General features: G+C 45.9%; 25 protein-coding genes. 23 read left to right on the top strand and 2 right to left on the bottom strand.

Annotation, left to right across the window (positions count from 1 at the left end):
• Positions 1 to 12 precede the first annotated feature (12 nt).
• The 3 genes from AC1DM9_RS20605 (at position 13) to AC1DM9_RS20595 (ending at position 4,691) form a co-directional block, all read left to right on the top strand.
• The gene (locus tag AC1DM9_RS20605) at positions 13 to 2,751 is read left to right on the top strand and encodes an alpha-mannosidase (RefSeq protein ID WP_477582061.1); all 2,739 of its coding nucleotides are present in this window, start codon (positions 13 to 15) and stop codon (positions 2,749 to 2,751) included.
• A gap of 252 nt (positions 2,752 to 3,003) precedes the next feature.
• Positions 3,004 to 3,243, top strand: coding sequence for a YolD-like family protein (locus AC1DM9_RS20600; protein ID WP_076269718.1), 240 nt, complete (start codon positions 3,004 to 3,006; stop codon positions 3,241 to 3,243).
• Positions 3,244 to 3,458: 215 nt separating this feature from the next.
• Positions 3,459 to 4,691, top strand: coding sequence for an aminopeptidase (locus AC1DM9_RS20595; protein WP_477581916.1), 1,233 nt, complete (start codon positions 3,459 to 3,461; stop codon positions 4,689 to 4,691).
• A gap of 357 nt (positions 4,692 to 5,048) precedes the next feature.
• Here the strand turns inward: AC1DM9_RS20595 and AC1DM9_RS20590 are convergent, their stop codons facing one another.
• The gene (locus AC1DM9_RS20590) at positions 5,049 to 5,459 is read right to left on the bottom strand and encodes an ImmA/IrrE family metallo-endopeptidase (RefSeq protein ID WP_339207322.1); all 411 of its coding nucleotides are present in this window, start codon (positions 5,457 to 5,459) and stop codon (positions 5,049 to 5,051) included.
• Positions 5,460 to 5,467: 8 nt separating this feature from the next.
• The gene (locus tag AC1DM9_RS20585) at positions 5,468 to 5,893 is read right to left on the bottom strand and encodes a helix-turn-helix domain-containing protein (protein ID WP_076269721.1); all 426 of its coding nucleotides are present in this window, start codon (positions 5,891 to 5,893) and stop codon (positions 5,468 to 5,470) included.
• A 256-nt stretch (positions 5,894 to 6,149) separates the two neighbouring features.
• Here AC1DM9_RS20585 and AC1DM9_RS20580 point away from each other — a divergent pair, with 256 nt between their 5' ends.
• The 20 genes from AC1DM9_RS20580 (at position 6,150) to AC1DM9_RS20485 (ending at position 21,457) form a co-directional block, all read left to right on the top strand.
• Entirely contained in the window at positions 6,150 to 6,770 is a 621-nt protein-coding gene (locus tag AC1DM9_RS20580; protein ID WP_477581913.1) for an ECF-type sigma factor, read from the top strand.
• A gap of 178 nt (positions 6,771 to 6,948) precedes the next feature.
• Complete coding sequence (locus tag AC1DM9_RS20575) at positions 6,949 to 7,137, top strand: hypothetical protein (RefSeq protein WP_477581911.1); 189 nt, start codon at positions 6,949 to 6,951, stop codon at positions 7,135 to 7,137.
• Positions 7,138 to 7,140: 3 nt separating this feature from the next.
• Positions 7,141 to 8,457, top strand: a complete 1,317-nt coding sequence (locus AC1DM9_RS20570) for a phage tail sheath family protein (RefSeq protein ID WP_477581909.1) — start codon at positions 7,141 to 7,143, stop codon at positions 8,455 to 8,457.
• Between the two features lies 1 nt (position 8,458).
• Complete coding sequence (locus AC1DM9_RS20565) at positions 8,459 to 8,917, top strand: phage tail tube protein (RefSeq protein ID WP_076269725.1); 459 nt, start codon at positions 8,459 to 8,461, stop codon at positions 8,915 to 8,917.
• 32 nt (positions 8,918 to 8,949) lie between these two features.
• A complete protein-coding gene (locus AC1DM9_RS20560) occupies positions 8,950 to 9,372 on the top strand; it encodes a phage tail assembly chaperone (protein WP_076269726.1) in 423 nt (140 codons plus the stop codon).
• 229 nt (positions 9,373 to 9,601) lie between these two features.
• Positions 9,602 to 11,746 carry a hypothetical protein gene (locus AC1DM9_RS20555; RefSeq protein ID WP_477551159.1) on the top strand — a complete coding sequence of 715 codons (2,145 nt, stop codon included), beginning with the start codon at positions 9,602 to 9,604 and terminating at the stop codon, positions 11,744 to 11,746.
• Positions 11,743 to 12,408, top strand: a complete 666-nt coding sequence (locus AC1DM9_RS20550) for a LysM peptidoglycan-binding domain-containing protein (RefSeq protein ID WP_477510243.1) — start codon at positions 11,743 to 11,745, stop codon at positions 12,406 to 12,408. The genes AC1DM9_RS20555 and AC1DM9_RS20550 overlap by 4 nt, the downstream gene beginning before the upstream one ends.
• A gap of 4 nt (positions 12,409 to 12,412) precedes the next feature.
• The gene (locus AC1DM9_RS20545) at positions 12,413 to 13,381 is read left to right on the top strand and encodes an XkdQ/YqbQ family protein (protein ID WP_477510242.1); all 969 of its coding nucleotides are present in this window, start codon (positions 12,413 to 12,415) and stop codon (positions 13,379 to 13,381) included.
• Positions 13,381 to 13,683 carry a DUF2577 domain-containing protein gene (locus AC1DM9_RS20540; RefSeq protein WP_477510241.1) on the top strand — a complete coding sequence of 101 codons (303 nt, stop codon included), beginning with the start codon at positions 13,381 to 13,383 and terminating at the stop codon, positions 13,681 to 13,683. Before AC1DM9_RS20545 ends, AC1DM9_RS20540 begins: the two co-directional genes overlap by 1 nt.
• Entirely contained in the window at positions 13,680 to 14,081 is a 402-nt protein-coding gene (locus AC1DM9_RS20535; RefSeq protein WP_477551160.1) for a DUF2634 domain-containing protein, read from the top strand. The genes AC1DM9_RS20540 and AC1DM9_RS20535 overlap by 4 nt, the downstream gene beginning before the upstream one ends.
• Positions 14,074 to 15,111 (top strand): baseplate J/gp47 family protein, encoded by a 1,038-nt coding sequence (locus AC1DM9_RS20530; protein WP_477551161.1) that lies wholly within the window; start codon positions 14,074 to 14,076, stop codon positions 15,109 to 15,111. Before AC1DM9_RS20535 ends, AC1DM9_RS20530 begins: the two co-directional genes overlap by 8 nt.
• A 3-nt stretch (positions 15,112 to 15,114) precedes the next feature.
• Positions 15,115 to 15,528, top strand: a complete 414-nt coding sequence (locus tag AC1DM9_RS20525) for a phosphoglucomutase (RefSeq protein ID WP_477581907.1) — start codon at positions 15,115 to 15,117, stop codon at positions 15,526 to 15,528.
• Positions 15,529 to 16,551 (top strand): DUF2793 domain-containing protein, encoded by a 1,023-nt coding sequence (locus AC1DM9_RS20520; RefSeq protein ID WP_477581905.1) that lies wholly within the window; start codon positions 15,529 to 15,531, stop codon positions 16,549 to 16,551.
• Between the two features lie 12 nt (positions 16,552 to 16,563).
• Entirely contained in the window at positions 16,564 to 17,058 is a 495-nt protein-coding gene (locus tag AC1DM9_RS20515; RefSeq protein ID WP_477510236.1) for a tail fiber protein, read from the top strand.
• Between the two features lie 3 nt (positions 17,059 to 17,061).
• Entirely contained in the window at positions 17,062 to 17,679 is a 618-nt protein-coding gene (locus AC1DM9_RS20510) for a putative phage tail protein (protein WP_477581903.1), read from the top strand.
• A 4-nt stretch (positions 17,680 to 17,683) separates the two neighbouring features.
• Positions 17,684 to 19,072 (top strand): hypothetical protein, encoded by a 1,389-nt coding sequence (locus tag AC1DM9_RS20505; RefSeq protein WP_477581901.1) that lies wholly within the window; start codon positions 17,684 to 17,686, stop codon positions 19,070 to 19,072.
• Between the two features lie 18 nt (positions 19,073 to 19,090).
• Entirely contained in the window at positions 19,091 to 19,498 is a 408-nt protein-coding gene (locus AC1DM9_RS20500; protein WP_475446782.1) for a hypothetical protein, read from the top strand.
• Between the two features lie 60 nt (positions 19,499 to 19,558).
• The gene (locus AC1DM9_RS20495; protein WP_477581899.1) at positions 19,559 to 19,717 is read left to right on the top strand and encodes a CD1375 family protein; all 159 of its coding nucleotides are present in this window, start codon (positions 19,559 to 19,561) and stop codon (positions 19,715 to 19,717) included.
• Positions 19,718 to 20,232: 515 nt separating this feature from the next.
• Positions 20,233 to 20,778 carry a phage holin family protein gene (locus tag AC1DM9_RS20490; RefSeq protein ID WP_477581897.1) on the top strand — a complete coding sequence of 182 codons (546 nt, stop codon included), beginning with the start codon at positions 20,233 to 20,235 and terminating at the stop codon, positions 20,776 to 20,778.
• Positions 20,771 to 21,457 carry a peptidoglycan recognition protein family protein gene (locus AC1DM9_RS20485; RefSeq protein ID WP_477581895.1) on the top strand — a complete coding sequence of 229 codons (687 nt, stop codon included), beginning with the start codon at positions 20,771 to 20,773 and terminating at the stop codon, positions 21,455 to 21,457. Before AC1DM9_RS20490 ends, AC1DM9_RS20485 begins: the two co-directional genes overlap by 8 nt.
• Positions 21,458 to 21,474: the final 17 nt, after the last annotated feature.

Genomic DNA, 21,474 nt, shown 5'->3' with positions numbered 1-21,474 from the left:
GGTGTTCTAGTGATGAAAGACAAACGAACAGCCCATATCATCTCGCATACCCACTGGGATCGGGAATGGTATTTGCCATATGAGAAGCACCATGTATTGCTAGTAAAATTAATGGATACGCTGCTTCATACACTTGATACGGATCCGGACTTCAAAAGCTTTTATTTGGATGGCCAAACGATCATTTTGGAAGATTATTTGCAGGTTCGCCCCGAGAATCGTGAGCGCCTAGAACGTTATATTAAAGAAGGCCGTATTCCGATCGGGCCTTGGTATATTTTGCAAGATGCCTTCCTGACGAGCAGTGAAGCGAATCTTCGCAATTTGCAAATCGGGCATCAGGATGCGAGCCGTTATGGAACGATTGCCAAAGTTGGGTATTTTCCAGATACGTTCGGAAATATCGGTCAAGCCCCGCAAATTTTGCGTCAAGCCGGTATCGATAATGCGGTATTTGGCAGAGGCGTGAAGCCAACGGGCTTTAACAATACAGTAGCAGATTCCGATTATGAATCATCCTTCTCTGAGCTGATTTGGGAAGGGCCAGACGGTTCGCAAGTGCTGGGCGTATTGTTCGCCAACTGGTACTGCAACGGCATGGAAGTGCCTACAGATGAAGCAAGCGCCAAGGAATATTGGGAGCGCAAGCTGGCTGAGGCAGAGAAGTATGCTGCTACAGGCCAATTGCTGTTCATGAACGGATGCGACCATCAGCCGATTCAGCAGGATCTGTCTGCTGCGCTGAAAACAGCAAGAGAGCTTTTCCCTGATACAGAATTCATTCATTCGAATTTCCAAGATTATTTGGCGTCAGTGAATGCTTCACTTACACGCGAGCTGTCTGTCGTGAAAGGCGAGCTTCGCAGCCAACGTACAGACGGCTGGTCAACGCTTGTGAATACAGCTTCCGCACGGGTTTACTTGAAGCAAATGAATCAGCTTGGTCAAGCCATGCTGGAGAAGGTAGCGGAGCCGCTTGCTGCGCTTGCTTATTCACTTGGTCACGAATACCCGCATCACTTGTTTACTTACGCTTGGAAAACACTGATGCAGAACCATCCGCATGACAGCATTTGCGGCTGCAGCGTGGACGAGGTTCACCGTGAGATGGTGACTCGCTTCGATAAGAGCCGTCATATTGCAGAAGCGATAATTGACGATAGCAAAGTGATAATTGCCGATGCGGTTGACACTTCCATATTTGAACAATATGGCGAAGATGCAGTGCCGTTTGTCGTGTACAATACAACGGGCTGGGATCGCAGCGGAGTGGTAGAGGTTGAGCTGGACATCGCTCGCATTTACTTCCGTGATGGTTTGTCGCTGGATGAGATGAACAAGAAAATGTATGCTGTCGATGTAACGGGCAGAACGCTTGTTGATCGAAGCGGCGCAGCCATTGCGCATACAGCTTCTGATATGGGACTTCAATTCGGTTATGATCTGCCAGATGACAAGTTCCGTCAGCCATATATGAGCCGCAAAGTGAAGCTGACATTCGAACCAGCGGAAGTTGCTGCGCTAGGCTTGGCAGCTTATGGCTATGTTCGGAATGCGAAAGCAGAATTGCAGCCATCACAATCGCTTGTTGCTTGCGAGCATGCGCTTGAGAACGAATGGCTTCGAATTGATATCGCGCAGGACGGATCGTTTAACTTGACCGATAAACGCAGCGGTCAAATCTATCGCGAGCTTGGCGTGTATGAGAATACAGGCGATATCGGCAACGAATACATGTACAAGCAGCCAACCGGCGAGCAAACGTTGACAACGAAGGGTGTACCTGCAAGCATTCGTCTAATCGAGAATACGGCATACCGTGCGGCATTCGAGATCGTTCATGAATGGGCAGTTCCTGCTTCAGCAGAACCATACTTCGAAGTTGAGAAACAAGAGGCTGTTTATTTCCCTGAGCGGAAGTCACAACGTACAGAAACGACAGTTCCACTTACAATCCGGACTGAAATTGCAATAAGCCGCAAAGGCGAAGGGGTAGAATGGAAATCCTCCTTCAACAACCAAGCGAAGGATCACCGGGTTCGCGTATTGTTCCCAACAGATTTGGAAACAGCGGTTCATCAAGCGGACTCCATCTTTGAGGTTGCAACGCGTGATAACGAGCCAGCAGCAGAGTGGATCAATCCTAGCAACGCACAGCATCAACAGGCGTTTGTCGATGTGAGCGGCGAGCAAGCTGGTTTGACGGTTGCCAACCTTGGCCTGAATGAATACGAAGTATTGCGCGATGGACGTAATACCATTGCGATTACATTGCTTCGTGCAGTTGCTGAGCTTGGAGATTGGGGCGTATTCCCTACACCAGAAGCACAATGCTTGGGTGAGCAAAGCTTCAGCTTGACGATCCTTCCGCATAACGGCGACGGAGTTGCATCCGGCGCATATGCAGCGGCATATCAGTTCCAAGTGCCGTGGACCGTTAGTCAGACAGGCGTTCATGCCGGCAAGCTTGCTCCAAACGGCGCTTTATTCGCTTGGGACGGCAATGGACTAGCATTCTCCTCCATGAAGGTGAATGAGCAATCTGGCGATTTCATGCTTAGATGGTATAATATGAAGCCTTCTGAAACGGCGCTTAAGCTGTCAGAAGCAGCAGCTGTGTCACTTGAACAAGCTTATAAAAGTAATGTGCTTGAGCATGAAGTCGAAAATCTTGCTGTAGATGGACAATCGCTGCTTGAAGTATCGGTTGGTCCTTGTGAGATTTTGACCATTGGGATTAAGCATTCATAAATAGTAACGAAGCCCTCTGCTATGGACTGCCATACGGAGGGCTTCTTTTTATTCAATAGAGAGGTTCAGGCTATGATCTCGCATTCCAATAATTGTTGCTGAAACTCTCGCAATATCGCTAACAGAGAAAGTTGCGGCATGCTATAATAGATATATTCGCGTAACTTAGATCGATAGGAACAGGGTCTCCTCGAGCGGAGGGGCCCTTTTTTATTGAAAATACGGGTACATACCTAGCAGGAGGGGAACAAGGTGGCAAAAGGACCAAAAAGGCCTACTAGAGATGAATTTGAGCTGGAAGAGCTGGGCGAGCGGCTGGTTGAAGCAAAGCAAGAAGGCACAGAGCTGCTTCTTACGATATGGGCTGCAGAGCAAGTAAGAGGCGTCATTACGGTGCTCGATTCAAGAACAAAAAAGGTTCATGTGGAATACATGGGCAGCGTAACAAAGGTTCCTTTCATGGATATTATGAAGGTGGAAAGCCCTTATTAATATCATAACCGGGCAGCAATAACATATGAGCTTTCTATAAAAGGTTTCCCTCGTTCATTCGTTGAGCGTTGGGGGCCTTTTTTTAAGCTGGAATATTGCCTAGATGGATATGTTCGAGCCTGCATCATTTGAGCAATTGTCCTTGGAGGATTATAATAGAAGAAGGTTATGGACGATGCAACAAATGAACTGATTATGAAGGAGGATTTACATACATGTATCCAACACCGCAACAATTAGAAAATTACGCAGAGCTGGTCGTTAAGGTTGGCGTCAACGTGCAGCAGGGACAAACGGTTGTTGTCATGGCACCAATTACAGCAGCTCCACTCGTACGGCTTATTGCATCTGAGGCTTATAAAGTAGGCGCAAAAAATGTCCATGTGGAATATAACGATGAGGAGCTTTCCCGCATCAAATACAAGCAGGCTCCTGAAGAGGCTTTCTCGGAGTATCCGATGTGGCGTGCCAAAGCTTGGGAAGAGTTTGTGGAAAATGGGGCGGCATTTATTACGATTTACTCTCCGAACCCAGACTTGCTTAACGATGTAGATGCGAAGCGCGTTGCAACAGCATCAAAAACAGCTTCAACTGCGCTTAGCGGCTATCGCGGTTCACTAATGAATCATACGAATGCTTGGTCGCTTGTATCCTATGCTACTCCGGAATGGGCAGCTAAAGTATTCCCGAATCTCTCACAAGAAGAAGCGGTGCAGAAGCTTTGGGAACGCATTGTTGATGCTACCCGGATAGGCTTGGAAGATCCTGTTCAAGCGTGGAAAGCGCATAATGCCAAGCTGCTTCAGATGGTTGAGCTGCTGAATGGCAAGCGCTACAAACAGCTTCAATATGAAGCGCCAGACACGAATCTGACGATAGACCTGCCGGATGGACATATTTGGTTAGGCGGCTCCAAAGCAAATGCAAAGGGCGTTTATTTTAATCCGAATATGCCAACGGAAGAAGTATTCACTATGCCAAATAAGGATGGTGTGAACGGAACGGTTCGCAGCACCAAGCCTTTGAATTACAACGGTCAAGTCATTAATGGCTTCAGTTTGACCTTTAAGGATGGCAAAGTAGTCGATCATTCCGCTGAGCAGGGATATGAGGCGCTCACTAATTTGCTGAACACGGATGAAGGGGCAAGACATCTCGGTGAAGTAGCGCTAGTGCCGCATGATTCACCGATTTCGAACTCCAATGTGACGTTTTTCAATACACTGTATGATGAGAACGCGTCCTGTCATCTTGCACTGGGTCAAGCGTACCCGGTCAATATCCAAGGCGGTACAAAAATGTCACCTGAGGAGCTTCTCGCTCATGGTGCAAACAGAAGCCTTACGCATGAAGACTTCATGATCGGCTCGGCTGATATGAATATTGACGGTGTGACGCAGGATGGCACTCGCGAGCCTATCTTCCGCAACGGCAATTGGGCGATTTAATTGTTTTGATTTCATGACGTCTATGTAAAAAGGCTCCTATTCCGCAGCATTGGCTGTGGTATAGGAGCTTTTTGTGTTTATTGGTGCAGCTGGGAGTTCGTATGTGATTTGTACTCGAAGTAAAGGGAAAAACTCCTGTTAAATAATCAGCTTTGCTCATTTAATGCCCGTTAACAGGAATTTCTCCAGCTAATTCAGCCAATCGCAAGTACTTAAGGCTGTATTCACGATATTAACAGGAGTATTTCCAGTTAAACGCGGTAAATACGCCAATTTCAGCTGGATTAGCGGGAGCTTTTCCTGTAAGTGTGAATTTGCACAGCAGCACATTCATTGAATGAAGCAGAATACAGCTAATTAAAAATAAAACTTCTGCATTTCCGTAGGCACGCCATTTCTTCTTAGCAGCTCTTCAAGCGTCTCGCTGGGAGCAGGAGAATCGCCTGCTGTCAGCAGCCTTACGGCAAACTTGCTAGCTTGTCTCTCATATTTTCCAACATTAAAAAACGATTGCTCATCCAGCCAAAAACGGTTGAAGCCAGGATGCAAGCGGTCATGCCCGAGCTCATGCGCGCATACGAAGCGGCGCCAATTATCCGGAAGCGAATCGTGAATGACAATAAACCGGCGGCGCAGTTTTTTGAAATAGAGACCACGCGTGCCTTCTCCGAGGTCGGCGTAACGGATATGAATGCCAAGGCCCTCAGCGATGATGAATGGATCGTTAGTCTTGTATTTTCGAATGAGCTTCAAAATCATTTTATCCATAGCAACACCTACCCTTTGGCATCATCAGGAGCATCGTTAGTCGGCTCGGTCTTTTTTTTGTGCTTATTCATATGCTTAGCTTCCCAGAACAACCCTGTAAGCACATCCATGACGCGCTGACGATCGGTAGCACTAAGCGGCACGCCGTCAAACATAATTTCCCCGTCTTCCTCAAGCAGCTTTTTAAAGTCACGCTTATCTTTATACGTAGCCCACTCAGGTATAGTTGCCGAGGCTGCATCGCGGCCAAGCAAATAATCGGTTGTTGTCAGTAAGATATCCGCCATTTTTTGCAAATCTTCACTTGTTGGTGTTACCCGATCATTCTCGATATGACCAAAGTTAGAGCGGCCCATCTCGAGCTTTGCGGCGACATCCTGCTGCGTTAATCCGCGCTCAACCCTCAGTTGTTTAATTCGTGCACCCAATGACATTATAAATACCCTCCGTTTTTGAATATTCGGTATTTTAAATACTTGACGGTAATTAAAATACCAAATACAATGAGATTCATCAGACGAACACTTAAAGAAATGTATCAGTAGATCATAATCGCTATTTTAACTACTTAAAAGTAAGTATATTTTTGATTAGGAGTATTGTCAATACCGGAGAAGTCGCTATTTTTTTTTGTTGTGAGTGGTATTTTAAATACTCAATATTCATTAAAACCTAGGGGAGGTTATTTGAATGAATGCAGAACAACAGGTGATTGATCAATTACATGCGTATAAACGGCTAAAAGCGAGAAAGAAACAGCTGGAGGGTACCTCGGTAGGACCGGGCATGCGGCTAAGTGCAGTATCTGAGGATGATCATTTGCAGGAGCTTCATCGGCAGCTGCGCAAGCTGCCTTCCTATATGTACTTGGATGAGCAGGATCAGCGTATCGAAGCAGCGGCGCATGCGAATCTGTCGAAATATCCTATTGGAACGAAAGCGCAGCTAAACGAAGTAAAGAAAAGCCGTGCTACAGCAAGTCCAGCGGATGAAAAGCTGCTGCGAGAGCTGGAGAAAAAGATTGAGAAGGTGCTTGAAGCGCGAGAAGGCTCGGGCGGCTTTGAAGGTTATATGGGCGTCATCGATAAAATAAGCGAGCTTCAGGATATAGAGAAGCAGCTGCAATCTATCGATCAAGCGCTTGAAGCGTTAGAAGCATATGCGCCCGATTACGCTCGGCTGCTGAAGCTTCGTTATATAGAAGGAAAGCCTACAGAGTTTGTTGCTTCGGAGCTGGGTATCGTTGATCGCACGTTCCGAAGATGGAAGCAAAAGGCGCTTCAAGAAGTTGTCCGCTTTCTGTCCGCCTAATGTCCGTTTTCGCTCAAATAACCGTGATATTATGATATTGTACCAAAGATCATAAACGGGGACGAGCGGTGGACGACACCGAGCGTCCCTTTTGTTTTATCCAGATGAGGAGGTGGCTCAGATGTGAGCGCGGGTGGGTGAAATGGTGCAAATCGTAAGAGGGCGGAGGCAGAACAAAATGAACAAAAGCAGATTGCAGGAAGCTGAGCTGGAACCAAGGTTCAGCAAGGAGCAGCTAAAGTCGGCTAGACGGTATACGCCTTCCGAGAAGGATATACTATCCGCCGTGCTGTTGGAGCAAGAAACGTATACTCACGAACAAGCGTTATCGATGATAACAGCCTATTTGAAAAAGGAGGTCATGTAGAACATGGCAGGAGGAACTTATACATCACAAAATAAGGTGCGCCCCGGCGTTTACATTAACCTGGTTGGCGAGAAGAAAACGGTAGGCAGCATGGGAGAGCGCGGAACGGTGTCCGTACCGCTAAACCTTAACTGGGGGCAGTCGAAGGCCGTTATTGCGATCAACGCTGGCGATGATCTGCGAAGCTTGCTTGGTTATGATCTAAGTGCGCCTGAGCTATTGCTGGTGCGCGAAGCATTCAAGAAAGCAAAAACGCTGCTCTTATACCGACTAAACGAAGGAACAAAAGCGACGGCTGTCGCTGGCAGCCTAACGCTTACAGCCAAATTCGGCGGTGTTCGAGGCAATGACATCACCGTTGCGGTCAAACAAAATGTTGACGATGAAGCACGATTTGATGTCATCACTTTTGTTGCTAAAGAGGCAGTTGACTCACAAACAGCAGCGAATATCGCAGAGCTGAAATCGAATGCCTTTGTAAGCTTCGGCGGTACAGGAGCATTGACGTTAGCAGCAGGCGTTCCGCTTGTTGGCGGCTCCAATGGTACCGTAACGAATCAAGACCATACCGACTATTTGGCGCAAATTGAGCTGAAGGATTTTAATACCATAGCGCTAGTATCCGCCGACTTGTCCTTAAAATCGGTATATGCTGCTTTTGCCCGCCGTCTGCGCGAGGAAGAAGGCCGCAAAATTCAGGTCGTGCTGGCGAATTATCCGTCAGCTGATTCTGAAGGGGTCATCAGTGTCAAAAATGGCGTCAAGCTGCTGGATGGAACGGTTCTTGACGCACAGAAGGCAACGGTTTGGGTTGCTGCGGCAACTGCCGGAGCGCCTATGAATAAATCGCTGACCTATGAAGCCTATGAGGAGGCTGCTGATGCGGACATTCGTTATACGAATTCGCAAACGGTGGAGGCGCTGCAAGCTGGTGAGTTTCTGTTCACGGTAAGCGGCGGCAGAGTCATTGTTGAGCAGGATATTAATACGTTCACTGGCTATTCGCCAGAGAAAGGCAAAGCCTTCTCCAAAAACCGAGTCATTCGTGTACTGGACGGCATTGCGAACGATTTTAAACATATTTTCGAGTCGTTTTATATTGGAAAAGTTGATAATAACGCAGATGGCAGAAGCCTGTTCCGCAACGAGTGCTTGAAATATTTGAACAATCTTCAGTCGCTCAATGCTATTCAAAACTTTGATGCCCAAGCCGATTTATCGGTTGCAGCTGGTGTCGATACGGACAGCATTATTATCGAGGCTCATATCCAACCGGTTGATAGCGTAGAAAAAGTATATATGAAAGTGACGGTGAAGTAATATGGCATTTTTGAACGCAGGAGATACGATTTCGGGCCGCGAAGGACGGGCTTATACCATTATTAATGGTTTGCAGGAAGAGATGTTTTATATCAAGACGCTGGAGGCAAGCATTGAGAAGCAAAAGGCTGAGATCAAGACGCTTGGCCACCGCGGTTTGCAGCATAAAGCGACGGGATGGTCGGGTACAGGTACGATGACCATCTATTATGTAACGTCAAAATTCCGCCAGATGATGCTGGATTATGTGAATACCGGCGTGGATGCTTATTTTGATATTTCCATTATTAATGAAGATCCGTCCTCGGCTACGGGCAAGCAGACGGTTTTCCTTCATAAGGTGAATCTAAATAAGGTCATTATCGGTAAGCTGGATACGGAAAGCGAAGCTCTTGAAGAAGAGCTGGAATTCACTTTTGAAGGATTGGATATTGCGGAGCAATTTTCAGCTCTTTCTTAAGGCGAAATTAAATATGATGGAGGCAAGAGACAATGAGTGATTTAAGTGTATTTTTTGCACAAAATGCGGCTGTGGAGTCAACGCAGCCGTTTATCGTATCGGATCGGTTTAAGGATGCAGAAGGACAGGCTGTCGCTTGGGAGCTGCGCAGCATGACGGAAGCGGAGAACGAGGAGTGCCGCAAGTCATCTACCCGCAAGGTCAAGGGGAAAAATGGCGCATTCACTCCAGAAACCAATACAGACGAGTATTTGGCTAAGCTTGTCGTCAGCAGCATTCAATTCCCGAACCTAAAGGATGCAGATTTGCAAAAATCGTACGGCATCATCGGTGCGGAGAACCTTTTGCGCAAAATGCTTCTCCCTGGCGAATATGCCTCACTCGTACAACGAGTGCAGGAAATCAACGGCTTTAACCAAAGCCTAAACGATTTGGCAGATGAAGTAAAAAACTAATAAAAGAGGGCGACGGAGAAGCGAATTACGCTTATTACGCCCTCCACGAGCTTCGTATACTTCCGCATGAGCTCATGACCATGACTCGGCGGGAGAAAGCGGCGATCTATGCCATGATCGACGTTCGTATCGAGAACGAGAAGAAACAGCGCGCCAAAGCAAAACGAAAATAAGGACGGGCCGCGCTCCCATGAGGGAGCGCTTTTGCCCGTGTGAAGGGGGTGGAAGGATGGCGAGTAATTTAATGACCGTTAATAGCTCTATAAAAGTTATTAATAGCATGACCAATTACTTGAAGAAATCGTTGCTGACACTTAATAAATTCGACAAACAATTGAATAAAAGTGTTAACTCCACAAAAGCAATCAACAGAACTAGAGAGCAAGTATTAAAAGTGAATTCCGCTTTTACTAGCATGAATTCAATACTAACTAGCAATATAGATAGGTTTCAAGATCTTGAAAAACATCTAGATAGCTTATCTAATAAAATTCGTACAGTTATACAAATCCAAAATGAACCTAAATCTAATACATTAGGAAGTGAAAAGCCAGCATTCATGAGTATGATGTTGGCTAGAATGTCTTCGATTGAAGGAAAAACGAATGATGCTTCTAAATTTTCTGCGACAGCTCCGTCTAGCCCGCAAGTTTCAGCTGGAACAGGCAGTTCCTTGGCTAATGCAGGGAAAGATATACTCGGTAGACTAACAGGACAGTTGAATAGTTTATACGACAAACCTTTTAAAACGATCTTGCAAATGTCCATTGAGGGAGCATTAAATGAAGATGTGATCAAAAGCATTATTACTAATAAAATGGGAAATGGTGCGGAAGTTGAAGCTCTTTTTGCAAGTATTAAAAGTAATGCTGTAAATTATGGCATGGATCAAGGAGGAGCAGTCCGAGGTGTAATGTCAATGAGATCTATGACTGAAAATCATGATCAGCTTGATAAATTATCTGAACTATCGCTTCGTATGGCCGCACTTGATCCTGGAGGAAGAGGGACAGAATATGCTGCTAATGCCGTGAAATCAGCATATATGGGAGACACGAGTACATTAACAAAACAGTTTAATGTAAAACAATCCACCATTGATTCAATGGATTTAAAGACTTCAGCATCCCCAGAAAAAATGGATGGTTTCATCGCAGCATTTGATGAAATTCTAGAACAATCGGCAATGGGTGAAGAGGCAATTAATAGAATGCTTTCGAGTCCCGCTAAGCAAGCAGAAATATTAAGCCAAAATATTAACGCCGCATTCGCGGGTGCGGGAACAGGAGCAATAACTTTACTCGTTCCAATGTTACAGCAGTTAAATGCTGCATTTAAATCAGAAGGGTTTCTGATCTTCTTCGAGGCAGTGAGTATTGGATTGGCAGCACTTGCCCAAGGGTTGATTGTTGTCATGCAAATTGCTGGTGGTTTAGGGGATTTGTTAGTTGCTTCACTACCAGTTGTAGGTCCAATTGTGCTAGGGATAGTTGCAGCCTTTTGGGCGTATAATGCGGTACTTAAAGCAGTTTCTATTGCAACAGCTATTTATAGTGGATTAATGACGGCCTATAGATTCATAGTTATGGTAGCCACAGTAGTGCAGCTCGGATTATCAGCAGCTATGTGGGCTAATCCGATATCTGTAATTATTGGATTGGTCGTTGGTTTAATCGTTGCTTTCCTAGGCCTAATAGTTGCTTTAAAACCAGTTCGAGACTTTGTTGCAGATGTTTTTCGTACGCTAGGAGATGTGATGGCAAAAGCTGTTGGGTTTTATATCGATTTATGGACAGGTTTTATTAACGGGTTCATTGAGATAATCAACCTATTTTTAGAAGGTGTTGATCAGGTTGTTGGCACTATCGGAAAATTTGTTGGGATTGAAGTAGGTGTCAAACTACAACTTGACAGTGTAGACAGCAGCAAGTTTAAGGCGGGTATTCAGGATGGTATTAAAAACACTTTTAATGCAGTAGGAGATTTTACAGAAAACTTTGATGTGGATTTTATTAAGAAATCCATTGGTCTAGATAATTTAACGAAAATGGCCGGGGACAAAGATAAAATGACCGCATCTAAGGATTCTACAGCGTTTGCAATACCTAATGGTGGGACAGCTTCTAACATCGACCGAGTCGGCGAGGTTGGTAAAATCAACGATAGCGTCGAGATTTCCAGCGAGGATTTGAAGACGATGCGGGAGCTTGCGGAGATGAAGAACATTCAGAACTTCGTGTCGCTGCAGCCTACGGTCAGCGTGCAAACTGGTGATATTAACAATGGCTATGATATCGATACGATTATCGGGCGTATCGAGCGTTCATTGAACGATGAAATTGCCTCATCTGCGGAAGGGGTGTACAACAGATGATTTCAAATGCGCATTATGATTATGAAATCTGGCTTAGCTACAATGATCAAAAGCAGGGCTTCCAGCTCCCGGTCAATCCTCCAGAAATTAAAATTAATGATGGTGCTGGGGGCAAGACCTACGAGGTGTCCGGTTTAGGCGAAATCAATCTCATTCAAAGCTCGAAGCTCACGACGATCTCCTTTGAAAGCTTTTTCCCAAAGACGAACTATCCGTTTGTCGTCAGCAAAACATGGATAGACCCTGCTTTTTATGTCATGGTTATCCTCGATTGGATGGAGAAAAAGTGGCCGATCCGTTTTGTTTATACCGGGGCAACCTTCGATATTAATTTGGCGATGAGCATTGAAAAATTCGAATGGAAGGAAGCGGCGGGCTCTGGGGATATTGAGTACAGTATTTCACTGAAAGAATTTGCTTTTTATGGTGCTAGGCCCGTAGTGATTAAAAAGGGAGCGGCAAGCGTGAAGCCTAACTCACGGCCATCGGATAAGCAAGCTCCAAGCACCTATAAGCTGGTTGCCGGGGATACGCTTATTAAAGTAGCTCGCGTTCAGCTTCACAAAGAAGAGCGTTGGCGGGAAATTCAGAAGCTGAACGGTATTAAGGATGCACAGCTCAAAAAGCTGCCCATCGGGATGACGCTAAAGCTGCCGAGGTGATAATATGCTGGAAATATTAATTGATAACCGCAATGGTAAAGTGTGGAATATTACGAGTCTTGTTCCTTCGCTGACCTACAAGACGAAACGAATTGGAGCGGCGTCTAGTTTGGATATGACGGTGCTTAAAGGAAGTCCATTTCAAAGTGCTTCATTTGAGGTGAACAATGGCGATGTCATTCGTGTCCTCAAAGATAATATCAATGTATTTTACGGATATGTATTTGAAGTGAGTACCGGTATGGATGAGAGAATCTCGATAAAAGCCTATGATCAGATTCGCTATTTATTAAGCAATTATTTTTATAAATTTCAAGGGGTTACCGCCTCTCAAATTGTAAAGAAAATTGCCGATGATTTTGGCTTGGAGACAGGCGTGCTCGTGGATACCAAGTACAAAATTCCATCCATGCTGGAGGATAATAAAAAGCTGCTTGATATTATTTGTAAGGCACTTGATCTAACACTCATTCATTCAGGAGGAAATTTTATACTTTTGGATGATTTCGGAAAGCTTTCCTTGCGCAATGTGGAGGAGATGAAGGTTGATTTTGTAATTGGCGATTACAGCCTTATGTTTGATTATGGAATGAAGCGATCGATTGACGGCGATACCTATAACCACATTATTATTTTTGAGGATAATAAAGAAGCAGGCATACGTAAGCATCATCCCAAGAAGGATGACGCTTCAATCGCGAAATGGGGACGGCTTCTGCTTTATCAGCAGGCGGATGAGAAAATGAATGTGGCACAAATAAATGAACAGCTTAATCAGCTGATGAAGCTGAAAAATCGTGAGCAAAAGAGCATCAGTATTGATGCCATTGGTGATTTGCGAGTTAGAGCGGGATGTTATGTACCCGTAGTGATTGATGAGCTCGGCATTCACCACTATTTTCTCGTAGATGAATGCTCGCATAAATTCGAAGCGGATTCGCATACGATGAAGCTGGAATTGAGGGTGATTTAATGGCATTATTGGAGTCGATCAAGAAAGCGGGAGCCGCAGCCTACGCTGCAGGGAATCCGCTAGCCGTCATGGTAGGAAAAGTCATTCAAATCAATCCTCTGGAAGTAAACGTCGATCAACGTTTTACTTTATCAGAGGATTTTTTAATTATACCGGAAAGCCTCGTTAAGTATGAAATTGAGCTGCAAACATCTGAAAAGCTGGTCATCCGAACAGGCTTGGAAGCGGGAGATGCGGTGTTAATGCTCCGCGTACAAGGCGGTCAACAATTTGTAGTACTCGATAAGGTGGCTAAGCCATGATTCCACAGGGAGCAAATGTTGCGGAGGTCACGACAGTAGAGGAGCTCGAAACGAGCAAGACCTATAAGCTTGATTTAGGAAGCAAACGGATCGTAGGCAGGACTGACGGGTTAGAAGCGGTAAAGCAGGCTGTATTTAAAATATTGCAAACAGAGCGGTACCGCTATTTTTGCTACAGCACCAATTATGGTACTGAGCTGGAAAGTTTACTTGGAGGATCGCCATCTTATGTTCAATCAGAGCTAAAACGCAGCATTCAAGAGGCGCTTTTGCAAGATGAGCGGGTGAGTGATGTCATTGATTTTCAGTACGACGTTAAAGATGAAGCTATCGTTGTCCAGTTTACTGTCGTAACGGAGTTTGGAAGCTTTGGAGAGGAGGTAAGCCAAAATGTATGAAAACATGACCTTTAGCTATTTGCTCCAGCGAATGCTGGATCGTGTACAAGGGAATGTAGATAAGCGGGAAGGCAGCATTATTTATGATGCGCTGGCTCCGGCGGCTGCAGAGCTTTCTGAGCTGTATGCTCAGCTGGACGTCAATATTGATTTAGCTTTTGCAGATACATCGAGCGGGGAATATTTGTCTAGGCGTACAGCAGATTTTGGCGTCAATAGGCAAGCGGCTACGAGAGCGAAGCGGCTCGGTAAATTTTATGGCTCCAGCGGAGCGGCAATGGACGTGACGATTGGAAGTCGTTTTTCGGCAGAATCGGTTAATTACATCGTAAGAGAGAGATTGAAAGTGGGCTCTTTTGTTCTTGAAAGTGAAACAGAGGGAGCAGCTGGCAATCAACAGTTTGGCGATATGCTGCCTATCGATTATATTAGCTCGCTTGCTCGTGCAGAGCTAGTCGATGTGCTGGTGCCCGGTGAGGACGAGGAGTCGGATACACAGCTGCGCAGCCGTTTCTTTGCCGAGGTTCAAAATCCAGGGACGAGCGGCAATGTATCCGATTATATGAGATGGGCGTTGTCGGTTCCCGGTGTTGGCGGTGCAAGAGTGATGCCCTTATGGGATGGTCCGGGGACCGTGAAGGTTGTTATCGTCAATTCGGATAAGCAGCCAGCGAGCGAGGTGCTGCAGCATGCGGTGCTTGATTTTATCAATGAGAACAGGCCAATCGGTGCAGAGGTTTCAATCGTTTCGGCTTCGAGTGTGCCTATTCGCATCAAGGCTAAGGTTACACTTGCAGTAGGATATACGATTCAACTTGTGAGCGCGGCTTTTGCTAAAGCACTCACTGCTTATTTAGATGAAACGGCGTTCCGCATTAATTATGTGAGTATCGCTAAGCTCGGTACTTTGCTCTTAGGAGTACCCGGGGTCTTAGACTACGATCGACTTTTACTGAATGGCGGAAGCGATAATATCGGACTTGAAATTGATGAAGTACCTATTGCGGGGCTTGTTGAATTGGAGGTGTAGCCTATGCGATATCCTGCGGAGGTAGATCAATTTACGGTGAAGCTGAACAAAAAGGAAGGCAGCGAGCTGTACGTTATAGAAGAGCAGCTTGCCGTTCTTGGAGGGGTATTTGAGGGAGAACTTGCACATGACGACATACGCAAGGAAAGCATTCAGGTCTATACAGGACCCGGCTTATCGGGTGAGAAGATACAGAATTATTTTCTAACTGTACCGGCTGAGACGCCTTGGAGGCTCCGAATTAAGCTTTTTGCTCAAGCTGAAGCTGTCTTTGTTACCTACGAGACGCCCGGCGATCGGGTGGAAGCAGCAGATATTAATGATTTGCAGGTTAGTATTTCTGCAACACAATTAGAAGTGGAAAGATACAAGAAAAGCGGAAGTATCGATGGCGGATCATTTTTGAGGAGGAATTAAATGTCACAGACGATTCAGATCAAGCGTGGAACAAAAGCAGAGCTATCTGCATTCGGTGCTTTATTGGCTGGCGAAATGGGATTTTGCACAGATACGAAGGAAGTTTATGTCGGTGATGGGACAACAAATAGCATGGTAGGTCGCGCGTTATCCGGCACAGAAGCAGCTAGACCAGCCGCAGCAGCCATGGGTAGGTTGTATTACGTGAGCAGCGGTACAAACAATGGTTATTTGTATGCTGATGATGGAACCGCATGGAGAAGAATCAATGCGCAGAAGGTTACCGATTTGACGGGAACGCTGGATGACATTTCAGAAGGTGCAACCTATGCAAAGGTACTAAAAGCTAACGTTACCAGCGGCAATGTAAACAAGGTGTCCGATGGTGTGAACGTGAAAACAGCTGCTGAGATCAAGACGCATCTGGACGATCCAACCAAGCACAGGCTTATTAATGATGCGGGCTTGGCTATAACCGATTTGTGGTCAGCGCAAAAGATTAGAAATGAAATTGAGCTGGCAAAGCATAACATCGAGCCGCAAGCTTCAGTTAAGGATAAGGACTTAGTGACCCCGCCAGCTTCGCCAGTCTTAGCGGATCGTTACATGATTCCTGCAGGCGCAACGGGCGTGTGGGCTTCACAAGTCAACAAAATTGCCGAGTGGAACGGTACAGCTTGGGATTTATATACGCCGCAAGTAGGATGGACATGCTACATCGATGATGAGCAGAAGATTTTTAGCTGGAACGGTACCGCATGGGTGCGAACTGGCGGTGCGCTTCAGACGATTACAGCTGGCAGCGGACTTACAGGCGGAGGGCAGGCCGATACCGTCACCCTTAGCGTTGGAGCGGGGAACGGGATTGCGGTTGCAGGTGCAGCAGTTAGCGCAAAAGCTGGCAAAGGCGTGCTCGTTAATGCGACAGGCATAGAAGCAAATATTGATGCAGACAGCATCGTTTATGATGCTGCGAACGGAAATCGCTTAAGGGTTGCCGTCATTGATGGCGGTACGTTCTAAGGAGGCGAGCAGATGCCAAGAAAAGTACTCATTCAATTGAGGCGAGGTTTGGAAACGAGCATTGGGCTGCTTGAAGTCGGTGAACTAGGGTACTGCACAGATACCCAGAAGCTGTACATCGGTACAGCAGGCGGGAATATTGTGCTTGCTGCAGCGCAGGCGACGGGCGACATGCTGAAAAGCATTTACGATACGAACAACAACGGAAAGATCGATAGTGCGGAAGCAGCGGACAGCGCGCCTTGGGCTGGTATTAGCGGCAAACCTGTAAGTTTTGCCCCGGCTGCGCATGCTCACGCGGCTGCAGATATTACCTCTGGTACCGTTGCCGTGGCCAGATTGCCTGCTGCGTCGGTAACTGCTGCTGGTGTTGTTCAATTAAACAATGCGGTTAACAGCACGAGTGTTGTACAAGCGGCGACGGCCAATGCGGTGAAACTCGCTTATGATCTAGCCAGCGGAAAGCTTGGACCGGGAGTAACCTGGAATCAGCTAAAGGGGGTGTAGGTATTGTCCTATAGTCTAGCTTTATTTGGCGAACAGACGTATGGGGAAGATAGGGGCGACGGGGAGGAGACTCTCCATACGGAAATAGATCTCATGAAATATTTGCCTCCCTATTATTATGAAATCGTAGAAATGTTAGCTATTCAATCAAAGCTTGGCGGTGAACTTGGGGAGCAAGCTGAGGCGATAGAAACAGCATTTGACCAATATTTTGTACATTCGGCTACATGGGGACTGACGCGCTGGGAAAATGTGCTTGGACTGAAAAGCGACTCCTCTATGCCGGATGCTCGAAGACGCGAGAGTATTTTTGCCAAGCTGCGCGGAGCTGGTACGACGACTAAAGTTAAAATTATTCAAACAGCTATTGCTTTCTCTGGCGGTGAGGTGAATGTAGTTGAATATCCGGCAGAGAGCCGTTTCGAGGTTGTATTTGTCGGGACGAAGGGGATTCCGCCCAATATGGCTGGATTTATTCAAATGCTAGAGGATATTAAGCCCGCTCATTTAGCTTTTTCTTTGAAATACACCTATACAGTGTGGAATCAGATAGGAACGATGACTTGGAATCAGGCGCGAAACAAGACATGGAGTGAATTAAGAGTTTACGAGGGAGTGTGAAAATATGCAAACGACAGGGAATTTAGGATTGAAAAAACCGGAAGGAACAGATGTTGTCGATATTGCGGATTTGAATGGGAATGCGGATATTTTGGATACTGCGGTTAGCAACAAAGTAGATAAAGTAGCTGGGAAGCAGCTATCTACAGAGGACTATACGACAGCGGAGAAGACGAAGCTGGCAGGCGTTGCTGCTGGGGCTAATGCATATGTGCATCCGGCTAATCACCCTGCCTCTGTTATTACTCAGGATGCGAGCAATCGATTTGTGACTGACGCTGAGAAAACGGCTTGGAATGCTAAGGCGAGCACGGCTGCAGCTACCACTTCCGCAGCTGGTCTTCAGTCTGCGGCCGATAAGGTGAAGCTGGATGGGATTGCTGCTGGGGCGAATAACTATACGCATCCTGCCACGCACCCCGCGAGCATCATTGTGCAAGACGCAAGTAACCGCTTCGCATCGGATGCTGAGAAAGCGACTTGGAATGCGAAAGCGAGTACTGCGTTTGTAAATAATGAAGTTGGGGATCGGGCTGCCTTACTAACTACTGCAAAGGGTACTACAGTAGCAGCAATTAACGAGCTTTTTACGTCTGCCAGTAATGGGAAAACAGCTATCGCGGCTGCCATTACTGGCATGGGTCAGGCAGCTTCAGGAAGCGACACACATGCACAGTTAGCAACTAAGATAAGCAACATTAGTAAGGATGCGAACGCACCTGTTGGCGAGGTTATTACGGGCAAAACGTTTTATCAAGGTGGAGTGAAGCGTACAGGTACGTTGCCATTACGCACCGCTTTGAATGGTAATGCTGGCGCTCCCGGGCATCACACTCCATTTGAAGTCTCTCCATGGGATGGACAAGCGTTATTTGTAAGACCACACGATCCACTTGGCACAACGGCTTATACAGGCGATTCATGGATTAAGTTATATGAACCCGATTTCACCTCAGGGAATATCAAAGCTGGCGTGAATATGTTCGGTATAGTGGGTACTGCTTCAAGTGGAAAGCGTATGGTAGTTGGTACTGTTAATTCCTCTTCTAATACCCTTGCATTTCAGCGTTCTTTTCGAACAAGCGGAACAGATAATCGTACGTATTTAGACTTAAATGGACACGGTTTCGTTGTTGGGAGGGCGATTTGCTCAACTAAAAATAATGATATGCTTTCTTCATGCTCCATCATGTCTATTGATACGCCATTCCTTGGCTTATCTAATGAGGATATTAGTTTTGCTGACATATTCATGTTTGCATACGGCAATAACGGCACTCATACCCCGTCTTACTATCGTAGTGTTGGCGGTGATATGGTTAACAATGGACGCTTAACGATGCCAGTTCCCTACGGAACCACTGAGTATAAATATATTCTCATTGAAGCGTAAAAAAAGGAGGAAACAACGATGCAATCATTTGGTAAACGCATTTATTACGATAACACGTCAGGTAATGTGTTTCTCGTCACGAACGAAATGATGGGTGAAGGAATAAAGCAACTCACCATTGAAGAGGATCGTGAGGTATACACCGCTCTATCAGAACGGACAGTTGATAGTTACTCACATATTCAGCTTTCATACGGAGAACATTCACAGGAATTTTCACGCGGTAATCCAACTTCCATTAATGCAGAGACGAAAAAAATTGTTTGGACACCGCATAATCCTGTTGAGGAAGAAAAGCGAGCAACACTAGAACAGGAAATTGCAGAACTCAAGTTAGAAAAGGACCAAATTAAAGCCGACAATCTTATGCTAATGGAAGCCGTATTTGATCTATTTGCAATGGTAGCAGTCCAGCAAGGAGCTTAGAGCATGATTTTTAACATGTTGCTATGGCTCCTTTTTTATTTCGCGAGAGGAGGCGATTCTATGTTTTCGCAAGCACTAATCGACGTATCCGTTTCACTTATCATTGTTGGCAAACGTACATTTGCACAGGTACCAGCTGTAATACAGCCCAATGTAAAAGCTACCCTTGAAGCTCTAGGATTAGGGATTGAGGGTCAACCACTACAAACAGCGGTGTAATGATACAGGTTTCACCCAATGGCATGCAGCCGACAATAAAGGTAAAGGCATAAAGATAGCTGTGCATAGGTTGCCGCTAGCGCTTGTAAAAAACCTTGCACGTTGGGGCGGTAAGGTGTTGGAGCCTTTCGGGGTACAATTCACTGGCTATTCGCAGTGACGTTGAAGTTGATTTGTTCTCTTTAGGGTTTGACACAGACGGTAAGTTGCTTTAAGTATGAACATGGCTCCGCTTAGGCGGGGCTTTTTGTTTACACAGAGATAGTGATAATAGGGGGATAATTTAGAGATAATATGGATACGGATCAAAATGTAGTCGATACGTTACTTCTGACAACATCTGACGTCAAGGTGTATTAGAAGAGGCGGACTGGTTGCAAATCTGCGCTACTGTATCGAAAATGAAATTGACTTGTACAACTATACTGCAATCGGCAGCTAAAGGTCTTCAATACTGTAATTTTATTAAATAAGAAAATATATAAAAATAACTATCAACCAGAAAGGAGCTTCCCATGTACAAACAAATCCTATCCCAATATCTATCAGAAGGAAAGCTCACCGCAGCCGCGGTGGGCGCTTTTTTTGCCCCTGTGATTGATTCTATCTATGGAGGAGGTCGATTAATTCCAATTGCGCTTCTAATAGCAGTTATCATGCTGGATTGGATAACAGGCATTGCCGCTTCACATAAAGACAAGACATACTCCTCCGAGTATGGGATGTTTGGGGTACTTCGTACCCTTTTTCTTTTAGCATTACCCGTCCTAGCCAAGCTGCTGGACTCTATGCTCAGCATGCCGGGGCTGTTCTTTTACGCCATTACACTAGGCATTATTTATCACACATGGCAGTCTTTGACCGCTAACGCCTACAGAGCGGGCTGGGAGAAGTGGATTCCTAAATCGGTCATCGAGCATATTGATAGTGAGCTGAAAGCGAAGGTAGAGCGAGCGACAAAGCGAGGCAGCAGCCCAGATACTATTAACAATTCTGATCATACTGATCTATCTACCGATAACGAATCTACTACGAATAAAAGGAAGTCCAACAATGGCTAATTATACAATCAACCACATCCCCCCATCCACCCCCAACAATCGCCGCCCAGGCCATTTACTTCTTCCGCAATCTATTACCATTCACAACACAGGCAACCCTACCAGCTCAGCGAGAAACGAAAGGGCGTGGCTCACGAACCCGACTAATAATCGCACCGCATCCTATCATCTTGTTGTGGACGAGCACGAGGTCATTGAGTGTTTGCCGCTGAATGAGAATGCGTGGCATGCGGGTGACGGGAGCGGGGCTGCAAGCGGGAATCGAACATCGATAAGCATTGAGATTTGCGAGAGTGGAGACTATGAAAAAACACTATCCAATACTTGCGAATTAGCAGCAAAGCTACTGAAGCAGTACGGCTGGGGAATCGATCGCCTGCGTCGCCATTACGATTGGAGCGGGAAGATTTGTCCAAGATTGATGTACGATAATGGCAAGTGGACAGGCTGGGACCATTTCAAAAAGAAGGTACTGGAGAAAATGAAACGGCCAACCGACAATCGAAAGTCAGATCTGAATCTATCAGAAGCAGAACAAAGGCTTTTAATTAACACCCTCGGACAATTTACGGATCAAAAGCTTCTACAAGACACCAAATGGAGGGAGAAAGCGGAGCAAGGTACGTTAACGCTCTCGGAGCTGGCATGGCTGAATACAATGATACTCTCGCGAAAATAAATGAACCCCGCCGACCT

The sequence above is a fragment of the Paenibacillus sp. 01T431 genome, assembly GCF_056398625.1.
Note: the sequence above shows the minus strand (reverse complement) of the source record. Positions and strands in the feature narration are given on the sequence as shown.

What these genes read in the sequence shown, in the direction of transcription:
- AC1DM9_RS20520 (WP_477581905.1), top strand. Translation starts at nt 15,529, where the DNA reads ATGTCACAGACGATTCAGATCAAGCGTGGAACAAAAGCAGAGCTATCT.
- AC1DM9_RS20540 (WP_477510241.1), top strand. Translation starts at nt 13,381, where the DNA reads ATGGCATTATTGGAGTCGATCAAGAAAGCGGGAGCCGCAGCCTACGCT.
- AC1DM9_RS20595 (WP_477581916.1), top strand. Translation starts at nt 3,459, where the DNA reads ATGTATCCAACACCGCAACAATTAGAAAATTACGCAGAGCTGGTCGTT.
- AC1DM9_RS20545 (WP_477510242.1), top strand. Translation starts at nt 12,413, where the DNA reads ATGCTGGAAATATTAATTGATAACCGCAATGGTAAAGTGTGGAATATT.
- AC1DM9_RS20575 (WP_477581911.1), top strand. Translation starts at nt 6,949, where the DNA reads ATGAACAAAAGCAGATTGCAGGAAGCTGAGCTGGAACCAAGGTTCAGC.
- AC1DM9_RS20485 (WP_477581895.1), top strand. Translation starts at nt 20,771, where the DNA reads ATGGCTAATTATACAATCAACCACATCCCCCCATCCACCCCCAACAAT.
- AC1DM9_RS20605 (WP_477582061.1), top strand. Translation starts at nt 13, where the DNA reads ATGAAAGACAAACGAACAGCCCATATCATCTCGCATACCCACTGGGAT.
- AC1DM9_RS20580 (WP_477581913.1), top strand. Translation starts at nt 6,150, where the DNA reads ATGAATGCAGAACAACAGGTGATTGATCAATTACATGCGTATAAACGG.
- AC1DM9_RS20585 (WP_076269721.1), bottom strand. Translation starts at nt 5,893, where the DNA reads ATGTCATTGGGTGCACGAATTAAACAACTGAGGGTTGAGCGCGGATTA.
- AC1DM9_RS20525 (WP_477581907.1), top strand. Translation starts at nt 15,115, where the DNA reads ATGCGATATCCTGCGGAGGTAGATCAATTTACGGTGAAGCTGAACAAA.
- AC1DM9_RS20560 (WP_076269726.1), top strand. Translation starts at nt 8,950, where the DNA reads ATGAGTGATTTAAGTGTATTTTTTGCACAAAATGCGGCTGTGGAGTCA.
- AC1DM9_RS20535 (WP_477551160.1), top strand. Translation starts at nt 13,680, where the DNA reads ATGATTCCACAGGGAGCAAATGTTGCGGAGGTCACGACAGTAGAGGAG.
- AC1DM9_RS20490 (WP_477581897.1), top strand. Translation starts at nt 20,233, where the DNA reads ATGTACAAACAAATCCTATCCCAATATCTATCAGAAGGAAAGCTCACC.
- AC1DM9_RS20565 (WP_076269725.1), top strand. Translation starts at nt 8,459, where the DNA reads ATGGCATTTTTGAACGCAGGAGATACGATTTCGGGCCGCGAAGGACGG.
- AC1DM9_RS20570 (WP_477581909.1), top strand. Translation starts at nt 7,141, where the DNA reads ATGGCAGGAGGAACTTATACATCACAAAATAAGGTGCGCCCCGGCGTT.
- AC1DM9_RS20555 (WP_477551159.1), top strand. Translation starts at nt 9,602, where the DNA reads ATGGCGAGTAATTTAATGACCGTTAATAGCTCTATAAAAGTTATTAAT.
- AC1DM9_RS20515 (WP_477510236.1), top strand. Translation starts at nt 16,564, where the DNA reads ATGCCAAGAAAAGTACTCATTCAATTGAGGCGAGGTTTGGAAACGAGC.
- AC1DM9_RS20550 (WP_477510243.1), top strand. Translation starts at nt 11,743, where the DNA reads ATGATTTCAAATGCGCATTATGATTATGAAATCTGGCTTAGCTACAAT.
- AC1DM9_RS20590 (WP_339207322.1), bottom strand. Translation starts at nt 5,459, where the DNA reads ATGGATAAAATGATTTTGAAGCTCATTCGAAAATACAAGACTAACGAT.
- AC1DM9_RS20505 (WP_477581901.1), top strand. Translation starts at nt 17,684, where the DNA reads ATGCAAACGACAGGGAATTTAGGATTGAAAAAACCGGAAGGAACAGAT.
- AC1DM9_RS20495 (WP_477581899.1), top strand. Translation starts at nt 19,559, where the DNA reads ATGTTTTCGCAAGCACTAATCGACGTATCCGTTTCACTTATCATTGTT.
- AC1DM9_RS20500 (WP_475446782.1), top strand. Translation starts at nt 19,091, where the DNA reads ATGCAATCATTTGGTAAACGCATTTATTACGATAACACGTCAGGTAAT.
- AC1DM9_RS20530 (WP_477551161.1), top strand. Translation starts at nt 14,074, where the DNA reads ATGTATGAAAACATGACCTTTAGCTATTTGCTCCAGCGAATGCTGGAT.